Annotated in this window: 6 protein-coding genes; 4 read left to right on the top strand and 2 right to left on the bottom strand. The window is 30.4% G+C overall.

Annotation, left to right across the window (positions count from 1 at the left end):
- Positions 1-127 precede the first annotated feature (127 nt).
- Positions 128-1,018 (bottom strand): diacylglycerol/lipid kinase family protein, encoded by an 891-nt coding sequence (locus BN350_RS16445; RefSeq protein WP_028044570.1) that lies wholly within the window; start codon positions 1,016-1,018, stop codon positions 128-130.
- 76 nt (positions 1,019-1,094) lie between these two features.
- Entirely contained in the window at positions 1,095-2,330 is a 1,236-nt protein-coding gene (pepT, locus tag BN350_RS16440; RefSeq protein ID WP_028044569.1) for a peptidase T, read from the bottom strand.
- A gap of 117 nt (positions 2,331-2,447) precedes the next feature.
- On the opposite strand from pepT, the gene BN350_RS16435 reads away from it, so the two are divergent.
- The 4 genes from BN350_RS16435 (at position 2,448) to glf (ending at position 5,784) form a co-directional block, all read left to right on the top strand.
- Entirely contained in the window at positions 2,448-3,038 is a 591-nt protein-coding gene (locus BN350_RS16435; RefSeq protein ID WP_049945608.1) for a ribonuclease H1 domain-containing protein, read from the top strand.
- Positions 3,035-3,940 carry an exonuclease domain-containing protein gene (locus tag BN350_RS16430; protein ID WP_028044567.1) on the top strand — a complete coding sequence of 302 codons (906 nt, stop codon included), beginning with the start codon at positions 3,035-3,037 and terminating at the stop codon, positions 3,938-3,940. Before BN350_RS16435 ends, BN350_RS16430 begins: the two co-directional genes overlap by 4 nt.
- Before the next feature lie 94 nt (positions 3,941-4,034).
- The gene (locus tag BN350_RS16425) at positions 4,035-4,592 is read left to right on the top strand and encodes a GNAT family N-acetyltransferase (RefSeq protein ID WP_028044566.1); all 558 of its coding nucleotides are present in this window, start codon (positions 4,035-4,037) and stop codon (positions 4,590-4,592) included.
- A gap of 55 nt (positions 4,593-4,647) precedes the next feature.
- Positions 4,648-5,784 (top strand): UDP-galactopyranose mutase, encoded by a 1,137-nt coding sequence (gene glf / locus BN350_RS16420; RefSeq protein ID WP_028044565.1) that lies wholly within the window; start codon positions 4,648-4,650, stop codon positions 5,782-5,784.
- Positions 5,785-5,817: the final 33 nt, after the last annotated feature.

The raw sequence follows: 5,817 nt of genomic DNA, 5'->3' as shown, positions 1-5,817 counted from the left end.
AACAATTGTAAGATTGATTGCTGTTGTTTTAATCTTTGGATGGGGATCTGGATTACTTGCTTATCTTGTTGGAGCTATTATTATTCCAAAAAATCCATATCAATAAAAAAGAACCCATCAAGGGTTCTTATGGAACAATCACTTGTAGTGATTGTTTTTTTACACATACATGAATAGGAAAACTTGTTCCTTCTTCACCATCTACATCATAAATGATATCTTTATCACATTCAATAGTTATACTTTCTGCTTGTACATATTTGACAAAAGGATTTCTATCATGATGATTGAATTTATAATCTTTAAATATAGCAATCATATCAGCAGGTGAACATTTTCTAATAATCAATAAATCCATTTCTCCATCCTGAATATCAGCATGTGGAGTAATATCTTTAAAACCACCAACTTGGGAAGTATTTGTTATCATAAAAAGACGTGCATCTTCTTCGAATTCCTCTTTTTCTGTTTTTATTTTTAAATGTAAAGATGTATTCAGTTGAGTAGGTAACTGACGAATACCACTAACATAATAGGCTAACGGACCAAAACGTTCCTTATCAGCTTTACTAACTTGAAAACTAATATCGCTAAACATTCCACCCGCAATCACATTTGCAAAATACCCATCATTAACTTTTCCTATATCCACTTTCATAATATGTCTTTTCTTCATCATTTCAATAAATTCATCAGTTGTATGAGGAAGTTTAAGATGAGTAGCAAAATCATTAACAGTTCCACCAGGTAATATGGCTAATGGAATGTCTGTTTGATTTTCAACAAGACCACTAATAATTTCATTAACAGTTCCATCACCACCCACACTAATGATAAAATCATAATCATTATTATGAAGAGATAAACATTTTTGATAGGCATCATTTTTCTTTTGAGTATAAAAGGTATCTACATGATTTACAATTTGTTGTAAAATCATTTGACCTATCATTTTATCTAGTTTCTTTTGAATTGTCTTCGTTCCTGAACTTGGATTAATTATAAATAAACATCTCATCTTTATCACTTCCTTTATTACATTCTAACATATATATTCAAAAAAAGAAGAACTATAGGGAATAAAGATTTATCAATTAAAATGGCATATCTTCTTTGGAATAAACATTGTTTCGTAGTAATCTTAACAAAAGTTCAATACCTTTTTTCATCATTGAAATAGATACAAATTCATAAGGTCCATGACAATAAAATCCACCTGTTCCAATATTAGGACAAGGCAATCCTAAATAAGAAAGTCTTGCTCCATCAGTTCCACCACGAATAGGAACAATTGTTGGATTCAGACCTATATCTCTCATTGCAAGTTCAACTTGTTCTACAATTTGTGGATGATCTACTAAAATATCTTTCATGTTGAGATACTGTTCATTCATTGTTATATCAATTAATTCATAACCATAACAACTATTCAAATACGCTTGAATGCGATGAAAATCATTTAATTGTTCTTTTAATTTCAAAAAATGATGATCTCTTACAATATATTCAAGACGTGTTTTTTCACAAGACCCCTGCATATGATTTAAATGATGAAAGCCTTCATAACCTTCTGTATATTCTGGACGACAGTTTTGTGGTAATAACTGATCAAATTCTATCGCAACTTCTAATGAATTGACCATCTTATTTTTGGCAGCACCAGGATGAATACTTTTTCCTGTAACTTCAACTAATACCTGATAGGCATTGAAATTTTCAAAATAGAATTCATTGATATCACCACCATCAATTGTATAGGCATAATCAGCTTGAAAAATATTTAAATCAAAATGTTGACTACCACGTCCTACTTCTTCATCAGGAGTAAAAGCAATTTGAATATCATTATGTTTAAATTCAGGATGTTTAAACATGTATTCTGCCATACTCATAATGATTGCAATACCTGCTTTGTCATCAGCACCTAACAATGTTGTTCCGTCAGTCGCAATAATATCATGACCTACAACTTTCTTTAAATCAGGAAATTCCTGAGGATCTAATATCATATTCTCATTTAAGATGATACGATGACCATCATAATTTCGAATGATTTGTGGTTGAATATGATCACCACTAGCATCTGGAGATGTATCCATATGTGCAATGAATCCAATGACATCTCCCTGATGATTATTATTTGAAGGAATTGTTCCATAAACAACACCATATTCACTCATTTGAACATTGACTAATCCTAAAATACGCATTTCTTCGACTAAAAATTCAGCTAATTCTTTTTGGTTAGCTGTAGAGGGAGATGAAGTTGCATAAGGATCAGATTGAGTATTAAAACTTACATATTTTAAAAATCTATTTTCTACTTTCATATTTGACTTCCTTTCTTTTCATATTATATCAATTATTGAATTTAACCACAATATAATTGTAATTATACTAGCCAAAAGTGATATTTATCATTATAATGGTGAATGGAGGTTTTGATGATGAGTAAATTTTATGCAGTCAAAAAAGGTAGACAAATAGGAATCTTCTCTTCATGGAATGAATGTGAAAAACAAGTAAAAGGTTTTCCTGGAGCACTCTATAAATCTTTTACGAGTAAAGATGAAGCAGAAGCATTTCTCGATTTGAGTCCAAAAATGACAATTGATAATGATGGATTAATTGCTTATGTTGATGGGAGCTATAATCAAAAGAACAAACAATATGGCTATGGATGTATACTATTGTATGGACAGCAGGTTGTTGCTCAATACTATGGTAAAGGTGATAATCCTGAGTATGTGACTATGCGTAATGTAGCTGGAGAAATTGCTGGAGCACAGAGGGCTATCGAATATGCGATTGAGCATCAATATCCTTTGGTTTGTATCTATTATGATTATGAAGGTATTGAAAAATGGGCAAATCGTATTTGGAAGGCTAATAAACCTGGAACAATTGCATATCAGAAGTTTGTTGAAAAAAGTCGACAGCATATTCAAATAACTTTTATGAAAGTACTTGCACATAGTGGTGATTTTTATAATGAAATGGCAGATTCTTTAGCAAAAAAGGCAGTGGGTATTCAATGAGTGAAAGAATAACAGTATTTGATATTGAAGTTTTAAATCAAGATCCTGCTAGTATTTGTGCTATTGGCATTGTGGAACTTGCAGGAACGCAAGTCATTTCTACATATTATTCATTAATTAAGCCTAGAAATTTAAGTTATGATAGTTATCGCTATAAAGTTCATCAGATTAAACCTAAATCACTTTATAAAGAAAGAAATTTTTTAGAAGTTTGGGAAGATATTAAGGGATATTTCGAAAATACGATTGTTGTATCACATGATATACAGGGAGATATGATGAATCTAAGGGCAGCTTGTAAGCAAAATAAGATACCTTATCCACATCTCTATATGTCATGTACGAATGTTTTGGCTCATTTGGTTTATCCTCATCTTCATAAATATAATTTAAAAGAATTAGCAAAAATGATTGGTTTTGAGTTTCGTGCTCATCAGGCACTAGATGATGCGAAGGCATGTGCTCAATTACTTATTGAAATGATTCAGCATGAGCATTGTGAGAATATTAGAGAATTGCATCAACAATTTCACTTAGAATTTGGTGAAATGAAAGATAATTATTATCGTAATATTATTTCAGCTGAAATTGCACCACAATTATTAGATATGGTTCAAAGAGAAGATGCTTTGCTTTATCACCAATCTGTTTGTTTTACAGGTAAACTATCAATGCCTAAAGAGATTTTAGAAGAGAAAACCAAGCAAGTGAGTGCATTACCTTCTCATCAAGTGAGTACCCAAACAAATTATTTGGTTATTGGTAAAGAAGGATATCATAAAGTAAGATTTGGTAAAGAAAATAAGAAAGTAAAAAAAGCATTGCAATTAATGAAACAAGGACAAGATTTAAGAATAGTTCATGAAAGTGAATATTTAAAACTATTAGAAACAAAAAAATAACTTGTTTCTTTTTCTTTAGAAAATCTTTGGAATTGTAACATTGCACCAATACGATATTTGATGTATAATTGAAAAGATTTTAGAGGTGATAAATGTGCATATAAGAGTTGCAAAAGTTAGTGATGCAAAAGCCATACAGGAAATTTATGCGCCCTATGTAGAAAAAACAAATATTACATTTGAGTATGATGTTCCATCAGTTGAAGAGATGACTCATAGAATTAAGAAAACATTAGAGAAATTTCCTTATTTGGTGGCTATAGAACAAAATCAGATTATTGGTTATGCTTATGCATCGGTTTATCGAACACGTCATGCTTATCAATGGGATAGTGAATTATCCATTTATATTGATGAACACTATCATGGACAATCTGTAGGTAAGATATTATATGAAAAGTTAATAGATATTTTGAAAGCGATGCACATTCAAAATGTTTATGCATGTATTACATATCCAAATGAAAAGAGTGAAAAGTTTCATCAAAAATTTGGCTTTGAATTGATTGGCTGTTTTCATCAGGTTGGATATAAATTTGATACATGGCATGATGTCATATGGATGGAAAAAGCTATTGGTAAGCGTGATAATGTACAAGAAGTAATCCCATTTTCGTTGCTTTCATCAATATTTTTTGATTCGAGTTTATAAATGTGTATGTTCAATTTTGTAATATTATGATATGATAGAAACTAGAGGTGAGAAAGTGGATACTTTAATTATAGGTTGTGGTTTTGCAGGGACTACAGTGGCACGTGTTTTAGCTGAAAGAGGAGAAAAAGTTAAGATTATAGAAAAAAGGAATCATATTGGTGGAAACTGTTATGATGAGTATGATGAATATGGTGTTTTGGTACATAAATATGGACCGCATATTTTTCATACTTCTAATAAAGAGGTTTATGATTTTTTGTCACGTTTTACAAAGTGGTATGATTATAGTCATGAAGTTGTTGGAAATGTTTATGGGAAGATTATTCCTATTCCTTTTAATTTGAATACACTAATGATTGTATTTGGTGAAGAAAAAGGACAACAGCTTAAACAGGAATTGATTGATACATATGGCAAAAATGCAAGAGTACCTATTTTAGAATTACAAAAGAGTTCTTCACAAGGAATTCAGGAAGTTGCTGAATATGTATATGAAAATATTTTCTTAAAATATACAATGAAACAGTGGAATCAAAAACCTGAGGAAGTTGATCAAAGTGTAACTGCACGTGTACCAGTATTGGTTTCATATGATAATCGCTATTTTCAAGATCCATATCAGGGGATGCCAGCAGAAGGATATACAAAACTTTTTGAGAATATGTTAGATCATCAAAATATTGAAGTTATTTTAAATCGTGATGCGAAAGATGATTTAACTTTTGATTTTGAAAATCATAAGGTTTATTATTTAGGAAAAGAATTTACAGGAAAGATTATTTTCACAGGAGCTATTGATGAATTCTTTGATAATCGTTTAGGTCAATTACCATATCGTTCATTACGTTTTGACTTTGAACATTATGATCAGGATTATTATCAGTCTAAAGGAGTTGTCAATTATACTGTTAGTGAAGATTTTACACGTATTACCGAATTTAAATATTTGACTGGACAAGATGTTAAAGGAACAACAATCATTAAAGAATATCCAGAAGTCTATAAAGATAATCAACAGGTTCCTTATTATGCGATATTGAATGCTGAAAATATGGCAATGCATCAAAAGTATGTAGATTTAGTGAAACCATTCTCACATTTTTATTTGTTGGGAAGATTGGCACAATATAAATATTATAATATTGATGGTATTGTGGAGGAAGCATTGACTTTAACAAAACAATTATAGGAGGATATTATGAAATATTTAAGTATTGCGATT

The sequence above is a fragment of the Candidatus Stoquefichus massiliensis AP9 genome (assembly GCF_000455285.1).
Lineage (GTDB): Bacteria > Bacillota_I > Bacilli_A > Erysipelotrichales > Coprobacillaceae > Stoquefichus > Stoquefichus massiliensis.
Note: the sequence above shows the minus strand (reverse complement) of the source record. Positions and strands in the feature narration are given on the sequence as shown.